At 65.7% G+C, this 17,301-nt stretch carries 14 protein-coding genes; 9 read left to right on the top strand and 5 right to left on the bottom strand.

Features of this window, described 5'->3' with window-relative positions:
- Positions 1 to 19 precede the first annotated feature (19 nt).
- Complete coding sequence (locus RCF34_RS03915; protein WP_308706993.1) at positions 20 to 1,468, bottom strand: ATPase domain-containing protein; 1,449 nt, start codon at positions 1,466 to 1,468, stop codon at positions 20 to 22.
- A 114-nt stretch (positions 1,469 to 1,582) separates the two neighbouring features.
- Positions 1,583 to 2,443 carry an acyl-CoA thioesterase II gene (gene tesB, locus RCF34_RS03920; protein ID WP_308706994.1) on the bottom strand — a complete coding sequence of 287 codons (861 nt, stop codon included), beginning with the start codon at positions 2,441 to 2,443 and terminating at the stop codon, positions 1,583 to 1,585.
- Positions 2,444 to 2,614: 171 nt separating this feature from the next.
- Between tesB and RCF34_RS03925 the strand changes: the two genes are divergently transcribed.
- From RCF34_RS03925 to RCF34_RS03950, 6 genes are all read left to right on the top strand, one after another.
- Positions 2,615 to 4,231 carry a histidine kinase famiy protein gene (locus RCF34_RS03925; protein ID WP_308706995.1) on the top strand — a complete coding sequence of 539 codons (1,617 nt, stop codon included), beginning with the start codon at positions 2,615 to 2,617 and terminating at the stop codon, positions 4,229 to 4,231.
- Complete coding sequence (locus RCF34_RS03930; protein ID WP_308706996.1) at positions 4,228 to 4,860, top strand: exopolysaccharide biosynthesis protein; 633 nt, start codon at positions 4,228 to 4,230, stop codon at positions 4,858 to 4,860. Before RCF34_RS03925 ends, RCF34_RS03930 begins: the two co-directional genes overlap by 4 nt.
- A complete protein-coding gene (locus RCF34_RS03935) occupies positions 4,857 to 5,783 on the top strand; it encodes a histone deacetylase (protein WP_308706997.1) in 927 nt (308 codons plus the stop codon). Before RCF34_RS03930 ends, RCF34_RS03935 begins: the two co-directional genes overlap by 4 nt.
- A gap of 12 nt (positions 5,784 to 5,795) precedes the next feature.
- Positions 5,796 to 6,572: an NYN domain-containing protein gene (locus RCF34_RS03940; protein WP_308706998.1), complete on the top strand. Its 777-nt coding sequence runs from the start codon at positions 5,796 to 5,798 to the stop codon at positions 6,570 to 6,572.
- A 154-nt stretch (positions 6,573 to 6,726) separates the two neighbouring features.
- Positions 6,727 to 7,968 (top strand): zinc-dependent alcohol dehydrogenase, encoded by a 1,242-nt coding sequence (locus RCF34_RS03945; protein WP_308706999.1) that lies wholly within the window; start codon positions 6,727 to 6,729, stop codon positions 7,966 to 7,968.
- Between the two features lie 53 nt (positions 7,969 to 8,021).
- Positions 8,022 to 9,254, top strand: coding sequence for a TIGR03862 family flavoprotein (locus RCF34_RS03950; RefSeq protein WP_308707000.1), 1,233 nt, complete (start codon positions 8,022 to 8,024; stop codon positions 9,252 to 9,254).
- Here the strand turns inward: RCF34_RS03950 and RCF34_RS03955 are convergent.
- Positions 9,251 to 11,149 (bottom strand): alkaline phosphatase family protein, encoded by a 1,899-nt coding sequence (locus tag RCF34_RS03955; RefSeq protein WP_308707001.1) that lies wholly within the window; start codon positions 11,147 to 11,149, stop codon positions 9,251 to 9,253. The genes RCF34_RS03950 and RCF34_RS03955 overlap by 4 nt on opposite strands.
- A gap of 138 nt (positions 11,150 to 11,287) precedes the next feature.
- On the opposite strand from RCF34_RS03955, the gene RCF34_RS03960 reads away from it, so the two are divergent.
- Positions 11,288 to 12,604 (top strand): DEAD/DEAH box helicase, encoded by a 1,317-nt coding sequence (locus tag RCF34_RS03960; protein ID WP_308707002.1) that lies wholly within the window; start codon positions 11,288 to 11,290, stop codon positions 12,602 to 12,604.
- Positions 12,605 to 12,753: 149 nt separating this feature from the next.
- On the opposite strand, the gene cysS is transcribed toward RCF34_RS03960, so the two are convergent.
- Both cysS and RCF34_RS03970 read right to left on the bottom strand, forming a co-directional pair.
- Positions 12,754 to 14,139 (bottom strand): cysteine--tRNA ligase, encoded by a 1,386-nt coding sequence (gene cysS / locus RCF34_RS03965; RefSeq protein WP_308707003.1) that lies wholly within the window; start codon positions 14,137 to 14,139, stop codon positions 12,754 to 12,756.
- Complete coding sequence (locus RCF34_RS03970) at positions 14,139 to 15,827, bottom strand: glutamine--tRNA ligase/YqeY domain fusion protein (protein WP_308707004.1); 1,689 nt, start codon at positions 15,825 to 15,827, stop codon at positions 14,139 to 14,141. Before RCF34_RS03970 ends, cysS begins: the two co-directional genes overlap by 1 nt.
- 146 nt (positions 15,828 to 15,973) lie before the next feature.
- Here RCF34_RS03970 and RCF34_RS03975 point away from each other — a divergent pair, with 146 nt between their 5' ends.
- Positions 15,974 to 16,474, top strand: coding sequence for a peptidylprolyl isomerase (locus tag RCF34_RS03975; protein WP_158891239.1), 501 nt, complete (start codon positions 15,974 to 15,976; stop codon positions 16,472 to 16,474).
- 1 nt (position 16,475) lies between these two features.
- Positions 16,476 to 17,207, top strand: coding sequence for a UDP-2,3-diacylglucosamine diphosphatase (gene lpxH, locus RCF34_RS03980; RefSeq protein WP_308707005.1), 732 nt, complete (start codon positions 16,476 to 16,478; stop codon positions 17,205 to 17,207).
- Positions 17,208 to 17,301: the final 94 nt, after the last annotated feature.

Raw genomic sequence — 17,301 nt, forward strand, 5'->3', positions numbered from 1 at the left:
ATTCTCCCACCTGACGCGATCATGGTTGTGTGGAGGGCATGGCTGAACCTGAAAGTACTTTCACCATGTCTTTGAATGCCTTTTTAAGTTCGATTCCCGAGTCGTCTATCACCAGCTCGCGCAGCGAGGAGTCGTAGATGCTGTCCCTGACCTTGAGGATGGACAGCACTCGCTTGATCTCCGCGTCGGCCTCGACGAATCGCAGCAAAATCAGATTATCCACCATGCTGGAAAGTTCGGGCGCCGGCGCGGCAATGTCAGCGCCAAAGACGTCGCGCAATTCCCATGTGGCTAGAACTGTGACGCCCTGGGTGCGCAGCTCGTTCAGTAGTGCGCTGAAGTATTCGATGAGCCGTCCCTGAGGCAGAGCGAAGCGGGCGATGGCGCCCAGGCTGTCGATTACCAGGCGCTTGATGCCGTGCTGCTTGATCAGGTCAAGCAGCTTGAGGCCGACCTCGTCGAGGCGCATCTCGGTGGTGGGTTGCCAGTGCACATAGAGGGCACCCTCATCCATCCGGCTGGCCAGATCGAGGCCCAGGGCACTCGCCTTGAGCAGCAACCGCTCCGGGGGTTCGTAGAAGCCGAACATCAGAGCAGGCGCCTCCGGCGTACAGGCCGCCAGGAAGTTCAGGCTGATGGAGGTCTTGCCGGCACCCGAGGGCCCCATGATCAGGGTAGTCGAACTCTCCGGCAGGCCGTTTTCGATCATCGCATCCAGCGACGCCATGCCACTGGGCACGCGCTGGTGACCGACCCGATAGGCCGAGCCGGCCGAGGGATCGCGGTACAGCGTTTCCAGGCGCGGAAACACGGTGATGCCGACATCTGAAATGGTGAATTCGTGAAAGCCCGGCAGCGCGCCGCTGCCGCGGGTCTTGCGCAGCGCCAGGCGGCGGATGGTGCGACTGCCGATCTCTTCCTCGAGCAGATCCAGCACCCCGTCGACCATGGTGTGTTCCGGACTGCCGTCTTCGAGGCGCGCACTGGTGAGAAAGATGACGGTACAACCGGCAAAGGCCGCATGCCCCTGCAACTCGGCGATGAATTTCTTGGTGTCGATGGGCGTTTCCGCGCGGGAGCGGGCGTTGAGCAGGCCATCGACCACCAGCAGACTGGCCTTCTGCCGGCTGATCTCGCGCCGCAGCAGGCGCACCACTTCGTCCAGACCCTCGCCTTCCATGGTGTCGAAGGCGCTCAAGTACTGGACCTGGTCACCGATGCAGGAACGGTCGAAGAAATCCAGCGTGGAAAAGAACTGGAACATCCGCTCGTGGGTTTCCGACAGCATGGTCGCGAACAGTACTCGCCCGCCGCCACGCACGTGGTTGAAGGCGATCTGGTTGGCCATGATCGATTTGCCGGAGCCCGGACGGCCCTGGATGACATAGGACGCGCCTGCGACCAGGCCTCCCTTCAAGATCTCATCCAGCCCCTGGATACCGGTTACGACGCGCTCGAGTCGATTCAAGAACGATGCCTCAAACTAATGATGTGTCTGGGACGCCCATCCGCGGGCATCCGGTCCTTCGCAACCAAGAGCCTATAAGGGTGCACCCTAAATAGCCAGCTAGACGGCCTGGTCTCAACCACGTTTGCGAATCAGTCCTTCCTGGGCCACCGAGGCCACCAGCTGACCCGCGCGGTTGTAGATGCTGCCACGGCACAGGCCCCGCGCACCGCCGGCCCAGGGGCTGTCGATGGCGTACAGCAGCCAGTCGTCCAGGCGAAAATCGCGATGGAACCAGACCGCATGATCGAGGCTGGCGATCTGCAGCGAGCGGTCCCAGAAGCTGGTGCCATGGGGCAGCAGCGAACTGGGCAGCAGGTTGAAGTCCGAGGCGTAGGCCAGCAGATAGCGATGCAGCGCCGGCTGGTCCGGCAGGTCGCCGGTGGCGCGGAACCAGACGTGGCGGACCGGCTCGGTGGGCTCCGGCTTGAAGGGATCGGTGAAGACCACCGGGCGCATCTCGATCGGCCGTGGCCCCAGCAGCTTGTCGCGCAGCGGTGCGGGGATCAGCTCGGCATAACGCTGGGCATGGGCGATCTCCGACTGCAGGGTCTCGGGCGCGGGTACCTCCGGCATGGTCGTCTGGTGCTCGAAGCCAGGCTCCTCGACATGGAAGGAAGCACTGCAGAAGAAGATCGGCTGTTCGCCCTGGAAGGCGGTGACCCGGCGGGTGGAAAAGCTGCCGCCATCGCGAATGCGATCCACCTGGTAGGTCACCGACTCCAATGCCGAACCGGCGCGCAGGAAGTAGCCGTGCAGCGAGTGCACGCGACGCTCCACCGGCACGGTCTGGCTGGCCGCCGACAGCGCCTGCCCCAGTACCTGTCCACCGAAGAGCTGGGGAAAGCCGAGATCCTGGCTGCCGCCTCGATACAGGTCGGGGGCCAGGGATTCGAGGGTCAGCAGATCGACCAGGTTGTCCAGCACCTTGCTCATGGGGAGGGTTCCTTGACAGAGAGTGATCATCATACGCAAAACCGGTCAAATCCTGTGCGTTCGCCGTGCTTCCAGACACACTGCTCATCGTATGACGATAACTGGTGGAGCTTGTGGCCGCATAAGCGGTCACAATGAAGGTATCGCTGTCCGCTCGCAGGCTTCCTCTCCATGACCGAAACCGCCAACGCTTCGTCTTCTCACCCATCCGCAGCGCAGATCGCGGAGTTGGGCAAGGGCCTCGGACACGACGACATCTTCTTTGCCGCCGTGAAGAAGACCCGGATGCCGATGATCGTGACGGATCCGCACCAGCCAGATAATCCGATCATCTTCGCCAACGAGTCCTTCCTGCGTACGACCGGCTATGCCCTGGACGAGGTGATGGGGCGCAATTGCCGCTTCCTGCAAGGGCCCGACACCCGCCCGGAGCACATCGCCGAAATCCGCAATGCCGTACGCGAGCAGCGCGACTGCGACATCGAATTGCTCAACTACCGCAAGGACGGCTCGACCTTCTGGAACGCGCTGTTCATCTCGCCGGTGTTCGATCACGAGGGGCAGCTGCGCTACTACTTCGCCTCGCAGCTGGATGTCTCTCGTCGGCGCGATGCCGAAGACGCCCTGCGCCAGGCGCAGAAGATGGAAGCCCTCGGCCAGCTCACCGGTGGCATCGCCCACGACTTCAACAACCTGCTGCAGGTGATGGTCGGCTACCTGGATATCCTGAGGATCAACCTGGACCGTCCGGAACTGGACAAGGACAAGGCCAAGCGCCATGTCGACAATACCCGCGACGCGGTGAATCGGGCGGCGACCCTGACCCAGCAGCTGCTGGCCTTCGCCCGCAAGCAGCGCCTGACCGGGCGTGCGGTGGACCTGAACAAGCTCATCAATGCCCGCCAGGGGCGCCTGGCCCAGGCGCTGGGCGAGCCCTTCCGCTTCATCTTCCGACCGGCGCCGGCGCTGTGGAATTGCCGTCTCGATCCGATCCAGCTGGAAACGGCGCTGCTCAATATCGTCGATAACGCCCGCCTCGCCATGCAGGAGCGTGGCGCCGGCACCCTCACCCTGGAAACCCTCAACGTCGAGGTCAATGGCCAGGACCTGGCCCACGGCGGCCTGGCACAGGGGCATTATGTCTGCATCGCCCTGACCGACACCGGCTGCGGTATGTCCACCGACGTGCTCGGGCGCGCCCTGGACCCCTTCTTCACCACCCGCGACGAAGGCCAGGGCAGCGGCCTGGGCCTGTCCATGGTCTATGGCTTTCTTAAGCAGTCGGGTGGTCTGGTCAGGCTCTATTCCGAAGTCGGCATAGGCACCTCGGTGCGCCTCTACTTCCCGGTTTCCGAAGAGGAAGCGCGCGAGCACCCGGTACCCCTGCCGACCCCGCACGAAGACGGCGGTGGTTCCGAGACCATCCTGGTGGTGGATGACCGTCCGGACGTGGCGGCCCTGGCCCAGGCCATCCTGCAGGAGACCGGCTACCAGGTGCTGGTCGCCCACAATGGCCAGCAGGCGCTGGATATCCTCGCCCGCGAACCCGCTGTCGATCTGTTGTTCAGCGACCTCATCATGCCAGGCGGCATGAATGGCGTGATGCTGGCCAAGGAGGCCCAGCGGCGGCAGCCCGAATTGCGCATCCTGCTCACCACCGGTTATGCCAACAACGCGTTGGAACTGGAAGAAGGCAATGGCGAGCGCTTTCCCATCCTCAACAAGCCTTATGGCCGGCAGGATCTGACCCGCTGGATCCGTCGCATGCTGGACAGCGCCCAGCCATGAAGGACGAGACCCTGGAGCGCGAGCCCGCCAGCTGCGATGCCGGGCAGGATGGCCCGGTGGACCTTCAGAGCTTTCTGGCCTGCCTGGAGCGGGTCGGCAACAGCCCTAGCCAGGTCTCGGTGCAGCACCTGATCGATGCCATCGGCAGCCGGTCCTTCGGCCCCATGATTCTCCTGCCAGGAGTACTGGCGATCTCGCCGCTGACCGGCATTCCGGGTATCGCCACCGCCATTGCCGTCTTCGTGATGCTGGTGAGTGGCCAACTGCTACTCGGCCGGGATCACTTCTGGCTACCGCGCTGGGTGCTGCAGCGCTCGGTCTCGCGCGGCAAGCTGCGCAAGTCGCTGCGGCTGCTGCAGAAGCCGGCGCGCTGGGTGGACAAGGTGGTCAAGTCGCGGCTGCGGGTACTCACCTCGCGACCGGCCCACTTCGTCACCGCCCTCCTGTGCATCCTGATCGCCGCGACCATGCCGGTGCTGGATCTGGTGCCCTTCGCCAATACCACGGCGGGGCTGGCGCTGACCTCCTTCGCCCTGTCGCTGATCGCTCGCGACGGCCTGCTGTTCCTCCTGGCACTGGGTTTCTGCACCGGCATCCTCTGGTTCATCCTGGAGCTCCTGGTGTTTTGAGCACGCGCCTGCCGCTGGTCTATCACGAGGACTACAGTCCGCCCTTCCCCGCAGGCCATCGCTTTCCGATGGAGAAATTCCGCCTGCTGCACGAGCACCTGAGCACCCGCGGCATCCTCGGCGTGGACAACTGGCAGCGGCCCGAACTCTGCCCGGACGAGTTGCTGGCGCTGGCCCATGCGCCCGACTACATCCGCACCTTCCAGGCCGGTGAGCTGGCGCCGCCGCTGCAGCGCCAGCTGGGCTTGCCCTGGAGCGAAGCCCTGGTGCGTCGCACCATCCGCGCCGTGGGCGGCTCCCTGCTCACCCTGGAATTGGCGCTGCGCCATGGCCTGGCCTGTCACCTCGCCGGGGGTACCCATCATGCGCACCATGACTATCCGGCCGGCTTTTGCATCTTCAACGACCTGGCGATCCTGGCGCTGTCGCTGCTGGAAAGCGGTCGCGCCAGACGAGTGCTGATCCTGGACTGCGACGTCCACCAGGGCGATGGCACGGCACGCATCCTCGCCGAGGTGCCGGACGCCGTCACCGTCTCCCTGCACTGCGCTACCAATTATCCGGCGCGCAAGGCGCGAAGCGACTGGGATATCCCCCTGCCCCGCGGTCTGGACGACGCCGGCTACCTCCAGGTACTCGACGAGGCCCTGGGCTATCTGCTGCCGCTCCATCAGCCCGACGTGGTGCTCTACGACGCCGGGGTGGACGTCCATCGCGACGACGCCCTGGGCTATCTGGACCTCACCGACGCCGGCCTCGCCGCCCGGGACGGGATGGTCTTGCGGCGTTGTCTGGCGGCGGATATACCGGTGGTAGGAGTGATCGGCGGTGGCTATTCGGCCGATCGCCTGGCCCTGGCCCGCCGGCACGGTATCCTCCATCACACCGCGACCCAGGTCTGGCACGAGCTGGGCCTGAACTGAACGGGAGTTTTCATGAGCAAGATCGCCAAACCCACTGAATCCAGCCAGGCGCGCCTGGCGGTGTTGATCGATGCGGACAACGCGCCGGCCGCCATCGTCGACGGCCTCATGGCCGAGATCGCCCGCTTCGGCGTGGCCAGCGTCAAGCGCATCTACGGCGACTGGACCCAGCCGCAGCTGAACAGCTGGAAGAAGGTGCTGCTCGACCATTCGATCCAGCCGGTGCAGCAATTCGGCTACACCAAGGGCAAGAACGCCACCGACAGCGCCCTGATCATCGATGCCATGGACCTGCTCTATACCCGTCGTTTCGACGGATTTTGCCTGGTTTCCAGCGACAGCGACTTCACCCGCCTGGCGGCGCGGCTGCGCGAGGAAGGCCTGACGGTCTACGGTTTCGGCGAGGAGAAGACACCGGATCCCTTCGTCTCGGCCTGCGACAGATTCATCTACACCGAGATCCTCAGGTCGAAGCCGCGCGAGGAGGGTCGCGACACCACCAGCGCCACCGACAAGCCCACTGCCACCAACCGTGGCAAGCCCAAATTGAGCACCATTCTCAAGCTCATCGAACAGGCCGTGGAAGATGCCTCCGACGAAGGCGGCTGGGCTAACCTGGGCTTGGTCGGCACCAACCTGGGCAAGGTGCGCCCGGACTTCGATGCGCGCCTCTATGGGCATCGCAAGTTCAGCGGCCTGGTAAAAGCCCATGGTGACCGATTCGAGGTTCAGGAGCGCGACCCTGCCGACCGCAGTGCCGGCAAGGCGGTCTACATCCGCAACCGCTAGCGCCGCTCCACCTGAGCGGCTCTGGCCCGGGCCTTGGCGGCGAAAAGCCGCGACCCGTCGCCATCAAGGTGCCATACCACCGGTCAGACATCGCGGAACCGCTCGGCTGGCGGCGGCCTCCACCCTAGGTGAATTCAGCCCTACGGAGACCGCCATGCGAGCCTTGACCTACCACGGTGCCCACGATGTCCGCGTCGATACCGTCCCCGACCCGACCATCCAGGACGCCGACGACATCGTCCTGCGGGTGACCGCCACGGCCATCTGCGGTTCGGACCTGCACCTGTATCGCGGCAAGATCCCCACCGTCGAGCACGGCGACATCTTCGGCCACGAGTTCATGGGCATCGTCGAGGAGACCGGCTCGGCGGTCACCGCCGTGCAGAAGGGCGACCGGGTGGTGATTCCCTTCGTCATCGCCTGTGGCAGCTGCTTCTTCTGCAACCAGGATCTCTACGCCGCCTGCGAAACCACCAATACCGGTCGCGGCGCCATCCTCAACAAGAAGCAGATTCCGCCGGGCGCGGCGCTGTTCGGCTTCAGCCATCTCTATGGCGGCGTGCCCGGTGGCCAGGCCGAATACGTGCGGGTCCCCAAGGCCAATACCGGTCCCTTCAAGGTGCCCGGTACCCTAGCCGACGAGAAGGTGCTGTTCCTTTCCGACATCCTGCCCACCGCCTGGCAGGCCGTGCTCAACACCGGCATCGGCCAGGGATCGAGCATCGCCATCTATGGCGCCGGCCCGGTCGGCCTGCTGTCCGCGGCCTGCGCGGGGATGCTGGGTGCCGAACGTATCTTCATGGTCGATCACCACCCCTACCGCCTGGCCTATGCCCAGCAGACCTATGGCGTCATCCCGATCAACTTCGACGAGGACGACGATCCGGCGGCGACCATCATCGAGCAGACGCCCGGCAAGCGCGGGGTCGACGGCGTGGTGGATGCGGTGGGCTTCGAAGCCAAGGGCAGCACCACCGAGACCATCCTCGCCAACCTCAAGCTGGAAGGCAGCAGCGGCAAGGCCCTGCGCCAGTGCATCGCCGCGGTACGCCGCGGCGGCACCGTGAGTGTCCCGGGCGTGTATGCCGGCTTCATCCATGGCTTCCTGTTCGGCGACGCCTTCGACAAGGGCCTGACCTTCAAGATGGGCCAGACCCACGTGCAGCGCTATCTGCCGGAACTGCTCGAACACATCGAGCGCGGCGATCTCGCTCCTGAGGCGATCATTACCCACCGGATGTCCCTGGAGCAGGCGGTCGAGGGCTACAAGATCTTCGACAAGAAGCAGGAGGACTGCCGCAAGGTGATCCTCACGCCCGGGCGTAGCGAACCGCTGATTCCGGAGCGATTGGAAGAGCCCCTGGCGGCACCCCTGGGTCAGGCCGGCGTGGTCTAAGAACCTAGCGCCTCGCGTACAATGGCGGTTTTCCGTAGCTCGTGGATGCCGCCATGTCTCACTCCCCCGCCGCTCCTGCCGTCGCTGTCATCGGGGGCGGCCCCGCCGGGCTGATGGCGGCCGAGACCCTGGCCGCCGTCGGCCTCTCGGTGGATCTCTTCGATGCCATGCCCTCGGTCGGCCGCAAGTTCCTGCTGGCCGGCGTGGGCGGCATGAACATCACCCATGCCGAGGAACAGGCCGCCTTTCGCCAACGCTATCGCGAGCGTGAAAGCGACGTCAGCCCCTGGCTCGACGCCTTCGGCAGTGATGACCTGCGCGCCTGGATCCATGACCTGGGCATCGAGACCTTCGTCGGCACCTCGGGCCGGATCTTTCCCGCCGACATGAAGGCCGCGCCCCTGCTGCGTGCCTGGCTGCATCGCCTGCGTGATCAAGGCGTGCGTATCCATACCCGTAGTCGCTGGCTGGGCTGGGACGCCGAAGGCGGCCTACGCCTGGCCAGTCCCGAGGGGGAACGGTCCATCCAGCCAAAGGCTTGCGTCCTGGCCTTGGGCGGTGGCAGCTGGCCGCGACTGGGCTCGGACGGTGCCTGGCAGCCCCTGCTGGCCGCGTGCGGTATCGCACTGCGCCCGCTGGAACCGGCCAACTGTGGCTTCGAGGTCGCCGGCTGGAGCGACTTCCTGAAAGACCGCCACGCCGGTGCCCCCATCAAGCCCGCTTCGCTCGCCGTGCCTGGTCTGCCGCCGCGTCAAGGTGAGTTCGTGCTGACCGAGGCGGGGATCGAAGGCAGTCTGGTCTATGCCCTGTCGGCAGAGATCCGTGGGGCCATCGTCCGCGACGGCCAGGCGAGCCTGACCCTGGACCTTGCCCCGCAGCGAGACCTCGCCGATCTCGGTCGCGCCTTGGCCAAGCCACGGGGCAGCCAGTCCCTCGCCAGTCATCTGCGCCGCCGGGCCGGGATCGACGGTGCCAAGGCCGCTCTATTACGCGAACTGGCGCCGGCTGATGCCTTCCAGGACATGGCCCGGCTGGCCCAGGCGTGCAAGGCCTTGCCTTTGACCCTGGTACGAGCGCGGCCCCTCGCCGAGGCCATCAGCAGCGCCGGTGGCGTGCCCCTGGAAGCCCTGGATGATGGGCTGATGCTCAGGCAATTGCCCGGGGTCTTTTGCGCCGGCGAGATGCTCGACTGGGAAGCGCCCACCGGCGGCTACCTGCTCACCGCCTGCTTCGCCAGTGGCCGCACGGCGGGCCAGGGCGTGGTGCGCTGGTTGGCAGGCCGCTAGGCCTCGGACGAGCGCTCGACGAACTCGGTAGCCGGCGAGCCGTCGGCATTGTGCTGGCGGATCACCGCCGGCCGCCCTTCTCCATCCAGCAGCACCTGGCCGATGCCGGCACCGTTCCACAGCCGCTCTCCGGCTTCGCGGCGATCCGGCAGCCGCGGCTGCAACTCCCAGCGCCGCCGCTTGGTGAAGCCGTTGAGCGGCGACCAGGGCGCATAGAGCCAGCGGTTGAGGCGGTCGAGGGTCGCCAGCAGGCGTGGCGGGAATTCGTTCTTGATGCCGCTGCTGGTGATCTGCCAGAGCCGTGGCTCGCCGCGTCGGTCGCGAATGCGGATGTCGTAGACGAAGGAGTAATGCACGTCACCGGAGAGCACCACGTAGTTACCCGGGGTGCGGCGGTGGCGAAAGATGTTGAGCATGGTCTTGGCGGCGCCAGGATGAGCCATCCAGTTCTCGGCATCCACCATCAGCGGCTGGCCGAACCAGGTGAAGATCCGCTGTACCGCCTCGATCAGCTTGACGCCGAACATGGGCGCGGCCGAGACGATCACCGCCGACGGATGATCCAGCAGGTCCTGCTGCAACTCGCAGAGGGCCTCCCAGTCCATCAGGCCCGACGGGTGCTCCAGGCGGCGTTCACTGCGCCAGCGGCGGGTCCGGGTGTCCAGCACGATCAGCGGCGGATTGGTCTTGAGCACATAGTGCCACCCCTGAAATCGCAGCAGATCGTCGATGCAGGCGTTCTGCGCGGAGCAATCCAGCTTGCCATCGTCCCCCGCTGTTTCCAGCAGCCGGGCCGTAACCGCCAGGGGGTCGGCCACCGATTCCGGTGCGTTGCCCCAGGCCTGGCAGAGCAGATAGGCCAGCAGGGCATTGCCGAGGATGCGCCGGGAAAAGGGATGCCCATAGGCCGTCTCCTCCCAACGCGCGGATAGATTCCAGTCGTCGGTGACGTCGTGGTCGTCGAAGATCATCAACGTGGGTACCCAGGCCAGGGCCCGCGCGGCCTGGGGCAGGGTCGCCACGAAGCCCTCGATGCAGCGCGCCTCGGCGGCGTAACGCTCACTGTCCTTGGCGTCCAACGCCGGCGGCACGACCTCGATCAGGGTCCAGGACGTCGGCGACCAGCAGAGCAGATAGAGCGCCAGCACCTCGCTTAGCGTTACCAGGTGATTGTGCGCATTGGTGGAGGTGAAGATCGGCTTTTCCACCCCGCCGAAAAATTTCTCGCGCAACGCCCGATTGGACTTGAAGGCCGGCAGCAGGTCTTCACGGTGATAGAGGTTGGCGGGATGGGCCATCAGCGCGTCGCTGTCCGCCACCACCGCACCTTCGAGACACTCGCTATGAAGGCCGAGGCGGTGGATCAGCGCCTGCACCGCCAGCAGCATCGGCCCGGCGACGTCATCGGCATAGACCTGGTCACCGGTGAGCAACAGGGCTGCGGGCCGCTCCTCGGGCGTCGCACTAGCCTGCAGCAGGCGGTCCACCGCGATCAGGCCATCGGCCGAGGCGTGATGAGGCTTGCGGCAGGAGCCATGGAGCAGGTGATCGAAACGCGCGCGCAGTACGACGCATGGCAGCTCGCCCTCGGCGGAGAGCAGGTGCGGCGCCCAGTCGCGGATCCCGCCTGCGGCCAGCTGGACGTCGTACTGGATGAAGGCGTCTACCGGCAACGCGGCGTCTGGCCGGATATCGATCAGTTGTAGATAGGCGTGCTCGCCCAGGCGCAGGCACCGCACCTCGTCTTGAGCCCCGAGCTCGACCTCTCCCTGCCATAGCCGTGGGACAGGCGCCTCGGCCGAGGTGGTCACCAACCAGAGCAGCAACCGCGACGACTCGACCCGGCGCAACAGCGGACCGGCCAGTACCGGGGGCAAGGTAGAGGTATCGCTCATGGGCTCTCCTGTAGACGCAGAACTGACCACTATGCCGCGTCGGGATTCAGCCCGCAGCCGCCGCCTGGCTACAAAGTTTGAGCGCGCATCACAGTCGGCCTAGAATTCGCTCCCTTTTCGATGCCATCCGGGCCTGTCATGACCTTTGCCGACCTCGGCCTCATAGATCCGCTGCTCCAGGCGCTCATCGCCCTGGAGCACAGCTCCCCTACCCCCATCCAGCGCCAGGCCATTCCGGCGGTGCTGGCCGGTCGCGACCTGCTGGCCGCCGCCCAGACCGGCACCGGCAAGACCGGCGCCTTCGGCCTGCCGCTCCTGCAGCGGCTGGTGCAGGAAGGCCCGGCGGTGGCGCCCAACCATATCCGCGCCCTGATCCTCACCCCCACCCGCGAGTTGGCCGAACAGGTCCATGCCAGCCTGCGCGACTATGCCCAGCACCTGCCCCTGCGCACCGCGGTGGCCTATGGTGGCGTGAGCATCAATCCGCAGATGATGAAGCTGCGCAAGGGTGTGGACGTGCTGGTGGCGACCCCGGGGCGGCTGCTCGACCTGTTCAGCCAGAACGCCGTGCGCTTCGACCAGGTACAGCTGCTGGTGCTGGACGAAGCCGATCGCATGCTCGACCTGGGCTTTTCGCGGCAACTGGGCGAGCTGTTCGTCATGCTGCCGCGCAAGCGCCAGACCCTGCTGTTCTCGGCGACCTTCTCCGACGCCGTGCGCCAGCTGGCCGCCCCGGTGCTGCGCGATCCCCAGACGATCGACGTCAGTCCGCGCAACACCGCCGCGGTGACCGTCAAGCAGTGGGTCGTGCCGGTGGACAAGAAGCGCAAGACCGAACTCTTCCTGCACCTCTATCGCGGCGGTCCCCGCCAGCAGGTGCTGGTGTTCGCCAAGACGCGCAAGGGCGTGGAGCAACTGGTGGAAGCGCTGCAGGCCGAGGGCCTGGCGGCGGAATCCATCCATGGCGACAAGCCCCAGCCGGCGCGGCTGCGCGCCCTCGCCCGCTTCAAGGCTGGCGAGGCGGACATCCTGGTCGCCACCGACGTGGCCGCCCGCGGCCTGGATATCCAGGACCTGCCCCTGGTGGTCAACCTGGACCTGCCCATCGTCGCCGAAGATTACGTGCACCGCATTGGCCGGACCGGCCGCGCGGGCAACCAGGGCCAGGCGGTTTCGCTGGTCTGCGCCGATGAAGTCGAGCAACTGGCGGCCATCGAGACGCTGATCGGCCAGATCCTCGTGCGCCGCGACGAGCCGGATTTCATCCCCGATCATCGCGTCCCCCAGACCGGCCCGGGCGGACTGGTCATGAAGAAGCCGAAGAAGCCGAAGAAGCCCAAGATGGGTGGACCGGTGTCCGACAAGCCTCTGGGTCGCTGGGTGGAAGACGGCAAGCCCAAGGTCAAGTCGGTGCGCAAGTCACCCGGCTTCGGCAAGCCACGCAAGAAACCGTAAGGATTGGAGCGGTGGACAAGGCTGCGCCGTTGTCCATGCTAGGATGCATCTCGTAGCCTGGAAAACCGCGCAGCGTTTTCCGGGATGGGATAGTGGAACGTGGCCAATCGGGTGGCTGACGCAGAGCCGTCAGCCACCCAACCGCAGGCCTATTCCGCCAGGCGCCAGCTGGTGCCGCCCTTGCCGTCCTCCAGTACCACGCCGAGGGCGGTGAGCTGGTCACGGATGCGGTCCGATTCCGCCCAGTTCTTTTCGGCGCGCGCGGTCAAGCGCGCCTGGATCAGGGCCTCGACCTCGGCCGCGTCCACCCGGCCTGCCGCATCGGCGCGCAGGAAGGCTTCCGGCTCCAGCTGCAGCACGCCCAGCACCTCACCCAGCTCGCGCAGACGCCCGGCCAGGCCGGCGGCCGCGGCAGGATCGCTCTCGCGCAGGCGGTTGATCTCGCGGGCCAGCTCGAACAGCACGCCGCAGGCACCGGCGGTGTTGAAGTCGTCGTCCATGCACTGGGCGAAGCGCTCGGCGTAGCTTTCGCCGCCTTGCGCCGGTGCCAGGGGCAGGCCCTTGAGCGAGTGGTAGAAGCGCTCCAGGGCGCCCTTGGCTTCGCGCAGGTTGTCTTCCGAATAGTTGATCGGACTGCGGTAGTGGCTGGCGATCAGCAGGTAGCGCACCACCTCGGGGTGGTACTTCTCCAGCACCTCGCGCAGGGTGAAGAAGTTGCCCAGGGACTTGGACATCTTCTCGCCATTGATGGTGATCATCCCGCAATGCAACCAGGCGTTGGCGTAGGTCTTGCCGGTGGCCGCCTCGCTCTGGGCGATCTCGTTCTCGTGGTGCGGGAATTCCAGGTCGTTGCCACCACCGTGGATGTCGAAGGTCTCGCCCAGGCAGCAGGTGGACATCACCGAGCATTCGATGTGCCAGCCCGGCCGCCCGGCGCCCCAGGGCGACGGCCAGCTCGGCTCGCCCGGCTTGGCGGCCTTCCACAGCACGAAGTCCAGCGGATCTTCCTTGGCCTCGCCCGGCTCGATGCGGGCGCCGATGCGCAGGTCCTCGACGCGCCGCCGCGATAGCTTGCCGTAGCCGGCGAAGCGATTGACCCGGTAGTAGACGTCGCCATTGCCCGCGGCATAGGCGTAGCCCTTGTCGATCAGGGTCTGGATCATGGCGTGCATGCCATCGATATGGTCGGTGGCGCGTGGCTCCTGATCGGGCTTGCGGATATTCAGCCGTGCCTCGTCCTCGTGCATCGCCTCGATCATCCGCGCCACCAGGTCGGTGAAGGGCTCGCCATTGGCGTTGGCGCGGTTGATGATCTTGTCGTCGATGTCGGTGATGTTGCGCACGTAGGTCAGGTCGTAGCCGCTATGGCGCAGCCAGCGGGTGATGACGTCGAAAGCCACCATGCTGCGGCCATGACCCAGGTGGCAGTAGTCGTAGACGGTCATGCCGCAGACGTACATGCGCACCTGCCCCGGCACCAGCGGCGTGAAGGCTTCCTTGGTCTTGGTCAGGGTGTTGTAGAGGTGCAGCGCCATCATTGCCCCCAGGAATCGCGCAGGGTCACGGTGCGGTTGAACACCGGCTTGCCAGGCGCCGAATCCTTCAGATCGACGCAGAAGTAGCCCTCGCGCTCGAACTGGAAGCGGTCTTCCGGCTGGGCCTGGGCCAGCGACGGCTCGGCGCGGCAACCGGTGAGCACCACCAGGGACTCGGGATTGATGTTGTCGAGGAAGCTGCCGCCCTCCTCGCTCTTCTCCGGCTGCGCCGAACGGAACAGGCGATCGTAGAGGCGCACCTCGCACTCCACGCTGCCCTCGGCCGGCACCCAGTGGATCACGCCCTTGACCTTGCGCCCTTCGGGGTTCTTGCCCAGGGTGTCCGGATCGTAGCTGCAGCGCAGCTCGACGACGTTGCCGTCGGCGTCCTTGATGGCTTCGTCGGCGCGAATCACGTAGCTGCCGCGCAGGCGCACCTCGCCACCCGGCTCCAGGCGCTTGTAGCCCTTGGGCGGATTCTCTTCGTAGTCGCCCTGGTCGATGTACAGCTCGCGGGTGAAGGGCAGCTGGCGCACGCCCAGATCCTGCTTGGGATGGCGCGCCAGCTCCAGATGCTCCACCTGGCCCTCGGGGTAGTTGGTGATCACCACCTTTAGGGGCTTCAGCACGCACATGGCGCGCGGGGCGTTCTGGTCCAGGTCCTCGCGAATGGCGAATTCCAGCATGGCCACGTCGACCACGCCGTTGGAGCGGGTCACGCCGATCATCTCGCAGAAATTGCGGATGGCGGCCGGGGTGTAGCCACGACGGCGATAGCCCGACAGGGTCGACATGCGCGGGTCGTCCCAGCCGTTCACATGAGCCTCGTCCACCAGCTGCTTGAGCTTGCGCTTGCTGGTGACGGTGTAGTTCAGGTTGAGGCGGGCGAATTCGTACTGGCGTGGCTGGGCCGGCACCGGCAGCTTGGCGAGGAACCATTCGTACAGCGGACGATGGTCCTCGAATTCCAGGGTGCAGATGGAATGGGTGACGCCTTCCAGGGCATCGGACTGGCCGTGGGTGAAGTCATAGCTCGGATAGATGCACCAGGCATCGCCGGTCTGGTGGTGATGGGCGTGACGGATGCGGTAGAGGATGGGGTCGCGCAGGTTCATGTTGGGCGAAGCCATGTCGATCTTGGCGCGCAGCACCTTTTCGCCGTCCTTGAATTCGCCGGCCTTCATGCGGGCGAAGAGGTCCAGATTCTCGGCCGCCGAACGGTCGCGGAAGGGACTGTTGCGACCCGGCTCGGTGAGGCTGCCGCGGTATTCGCGGGCCTGCTCGGGGGTGAGGTCGCAGACATAGGCCAGGCCCTGCTCGATCAGGTTCACGGCCCAGGCGTAGAGCTGGTCGAAGTAGCTGGAAGCGTAGCGCACCTCGCCGGCCCAGTCGAAGCCCAGCCAGTGCACGTCGCTCTTGATGGCGTCGATGTATTCCTGGTCTTCCTTGGCCGGGTTGGTGTCGTCGAAGCGCAGATGGCAGTCGCCGCCGAATTCCTTGGCCAGGCCGAAGTTCACGCAGATCGACTTGGCGTGGCCGATGTGCAGGTAGCCGTTGGGTTCCGGGGGGAAACGGGTGACGATCTTGGCCTGCTTGCCGGCGTCCAGGTCAGCCTGGACGATCTGCCGCAGGAAATGCGCGGGGGCGGCTTTGGCGGCGGTGGACGAGTCGGAAGTCGGCTTGCTCATGGGATCCTTAACTGGGCAGACGCACGGCCAGGGTAGGCCGGGCAAAGGTAAACCCGTATCATAGCCCAACCCGTCAAGTCCCGGCGAAACCCTTGAGGCCCTCGCCGGGTCTGGATGCTGTCCCCCTTAGCTACGGATTCGCTGCCATGATCAAGCTGCACACCAACCACGGCGTCATCACCCTGGAACTCTTCGAGGACAAGGCGCCCGAAACCGCGGCCAACTTCAAGGAATACGTCAAGAGCGGTCACTACGACGGCACCATCTTCCACCGTGTGATCAGCAACTTCATGGTCCAGGGCGGTGGTTTCGAGCCGGGCATGAAGCAGAAGCCGACCCGCGCCCCGATCAAGAACGAAGCCAACAACGGCGTCTCCAACGCGATCGGCACCGTCGCCATGGCCCGCACCATGGACCCGCACTCCGCCTCGGCGCAGTTCTTCATCAACGTGTCCGACAACACCTTCCTCAACCATACCGCGCCCACCAGCCAGGGCTGGGGCTATGCGGTGTTCGGCAAGGTCGTCGAGGGCATGGACGTGGTCAACGCCATCAAGGGCGTCGCCACCACCAGCAAGGCCGGTCACCAGGACGTGCCGAGCGAAGACGTGATCATCGAGAAGGCCGAGATCGTCCCCGCCGAGTAAGATGAGCATTCTACTGGTCTCCGACCTGCATCTCGAACCGCAACGCCCGGACCTGGTCCGGGCGTTTTTGCATTTTCTCCAGAACCGCGCCCGGGGTGCCGAGGCGCTGTACATTCTTGGGGATCTGTTCGAGGCCTGGATCGGCGACGACGCCATGGGCGCCTTCGAGCAGGAGATCGCCATTGCCCTGCGCCAGCTGGTCGACAACGGCACGGCTATCTACCTGATGCATGGCAATCGCGACTTTCTCGTCGGCAAGGCCTTCTGCCGCCAGGCCGGCTGCCGCTTGCTGCCGGATCGGCATATCGCCGATTTCCAGGGCCGCCACGTGCTGCTCATGCATGGCGACACCCTTTGTACCCGTGACGAAGGCTATCAGAAGCTGCGCCGCATCCTGCGCCACCCCCTCACCCTCTTCGTCCTGCGCCATCTGCCGCTGGCCAGCCGCCAGAAGCTGGCACGCAAGCTGCGCAGCGAGAGTCGCCAGCAGACCCGTGCCAAGGCCATGGACATCACCGACGTCACCGAGGCCGAGGTCGAGCGGGAAATGCGCGCCGCCCGGGTGACGACGCTGATCCATGGCCATACCCACCGACCCGCCCGCCATGAGCTGCGGCTCGATGGCCAGCCCGCCGAACGTATCGTACTGGGCGACTGGGACCGTCGCGGCTGGGTATTGGAAGCCAGCGACGCGGGCCTGACCCAGGTCGATTTCGCCCTCGACGAACGGTAATGACCCAGCCAGGCACGCCTGGCTTGCCTGCGGCAAGTCCCTGACAGGCAAGGCAATCATGCTCGGCGATCCGATCGCGGCCAGCGGGGCTGCG

The organism is Pseudomonas sp. 102515 (assembly GCF_031085165.1).
Taxonomy (GTDB): Bacteria; Pseudomonadota; Gammaproteobacteria; order Pseudomonadales; family Pseudomonadaceae; genus Chryseomonas.

What these genes read in the sequence shown, in the direction of transcription:
- tesB (WP_308706994.1), bottom strand. Translation starts at nt 2,443, where the DNA reads ATGAGCAAGGTGCTGGACAACCTGGTCGATCTGCTGACCCTCGAATCC.
- RCF34_RS03925 (WP_308706995.1), top strand. Translation starts at nt 2,615, where the DNA reads ATGACCGAAACCGCCAACGCTTCGTCTTCTCACCCATCCGCAGCGCAG.
- RCF34_RS03930 (WP_308706996.1), top strand. Translation starts at nt 4,228, where the DNA reads ATGAAGGACGAGACCCTGGAGCGCGAGCCCGCCAGCTGCGATGCCGGG.
- RCF34_RS03940 (WP_308706998.1), top strand. Translation starts at nt 5,796, where the DNA reads ATGAGCAAGATCGCCAAACCCACTGAATCCAGCCAGGCGCGCCTGGCG.
- RCF34_RS03945 (WP_308706999.1), top strand. Translation starts at nt 6,727, where the DNA reads ATGCGAGCCTTGACCTACCACGGTGCCCACGATGTCCGCGTCGATACC.
- RCF34_RS03950 (WP_308707000.1), top strand. Translation starts at nt 8,022, where the DNA reads ATGTCTCACTCCCCCGCCGCTCCTGCCGTCGCTGTCATCGGGGGCGGC.
- RCF34_RS03955 (WP_308707001.1), bottom strand. Translation starts at nt 11,149, where the DNA reads ATGAGCGATACCTCTACCTTGCCCCCGGTACTGGCCGGTCCGCTGTTG.
- RCF34_RS03960 (WP_308707002.1), top strand. Translation starts at nt 11,288, where the DNA reads ATGACCTTTGCCGACCTCGGCCTCATAGATCCGCTGCTCCAGGCGCTC.
- cysS (WP_308707003.1), bottom strand. Translation starts at nt 14,139, where the DNA reads ATGGCGCTGCACCTCTACAACACCCTGACCAAGACCAAGGAAGCCTTC.
- RCF34_RS03970 (WP_308707004.1), bottom strand. Translation starts at nt 15,827, where the DNA reads ATGAGCAAGCCGACTTCCGACTCGTCCACCGCCGCCAAAGCCGCCCCC.
- RCF34_RS03975 (WP_158891239.1), top strand. Translation starts at nt 15,974, where the DNA reads ATGATCAAGCTGCACACCAACCACGGCGTCATCACCCTGGAACTCTTC.
- lpxH (WP_308707005.1), top strand. Translation starts at nt 16,476, where the DNA reads ATGAGCATTCTACTGGTCTCCGACCTGCATCTCGAACCGCAACGCCCG.